The organism is Moorena sp. SIO3I6, from assembly GCF_010672095.1.
Genome location: NZ_JAAHHU010001730.1, coordinates 1 through 1,036, shown reverse-complemented (window position 1 = coordinate 1,036; position 1,036 = coordinate 1). Strand labels below are relative to the sequence as shown.

Annotated in this window: 2 protein-coding genes; both read right to left on the bottom strand. The window is 41.9% G+C overall.

Annotated elements, in window-relative coordinates:
* Positions 1–48: 48 nt before the first annotated feature.
* On the bottom strand, positions 49–234 hold the full coding sequence (locus F6K49_RS52695; RefSeq protein WP_293062027.1) for a hypothetical protein: 186 nt from the start codon (positions 232–234) through the stop codon (positions 49–51).
* Positions 149–1,036: hypothetical protein (locus F6K49_RS52690; protein WP_293111089.1), on the bottom strand; the 888-nt coding region annotated here is incomplete at its 5' end. The genes F6K49_RS52695 and F6K49_RS52690, both read right to left, overlap by 86 nt.

Sequence of the window (1,036 nt, the reverse complement as noted above, 5' to 3'; positions counted from 1 at the left end):
AAAAAAATACCCGATTTTTGAACAGTGGTTGTTGGAATAAAACCTTTGTTAATGACATATAGTAAAGGGAATAGGGAGTAGGGAGTAGGGAATAGGGAATAGGGAGTAGGGAGTAGGGAGTAGGGAGTAGGGAGTAGGGAGTAGGGAGTTAAATTGCCGAAACTCGCCGCAGTAAATGACTGGCAGACGAGTAATGATTCCAGATAGCTGTGTAGAAATTGTTGTAGATTTCAACAAACAGGTAAGTTTGTCCTCTAAATCGCTGCTTTGTTTGGCGATCAATGTGAGGAATTTCTTGAAAGATGCGACGGCTTAAGTTTTCTGGTTCGAGTTTTAGCTTGCTGTTTGCCAATTGTCTAATCGGGTTGATAAAGCCAGAATCTAGTTCAACACGCTCACAGGCTTTACTATAAAATTCAAAATTCTTACGGGTCTGACCTGCCAAAAATCCCAGAGTACTCAAGAAAAAGAGTGGCTCAAAGTTTGCCCAATAGGTCAAAGCATTGCACATCCCCATGGTTTCTGGGAGTGGCATGGTATCGGCGAGTTGCTCACGGCTAATGCCAATAGCATTAAGTGCTGCCATTACCAGTTCCTGGTCTTGGCGGTATTCTTGAGTGTAGCGTTCGTTGAGCAATTGTCTAACTTTTGTAGAACTTTGGAAGCTAAGTCCAGGAGAATCAAAACAGCACTGTTGAGTAATAAAGTGGTAATGCTCTATTAGAAAACCATATATAACGTTGATTGGCAGTTGGGATGTCTCTGACTTGATGGATTTCAGGAAGAGATTTTCATCAACCTGCTGATTGAGCAATTCAGTGGTCAAATCTTCCAATTCCAGCAACGTGTCGATGCCTGAATTAACCCTAACCTGAGCAACGTCATCCAGCAAGTTATGTTCGTCCAGGTGACGCACAATAGTATTGAACAACTCAGAGTTATTAGCCGAGAACATTTGTTGGAGTTCAGTCAGACTCTTAGTCCCATCCATCAGAGAGATGAACTTCTTTAAGATTTTTCCTGATTGACTGTTAAC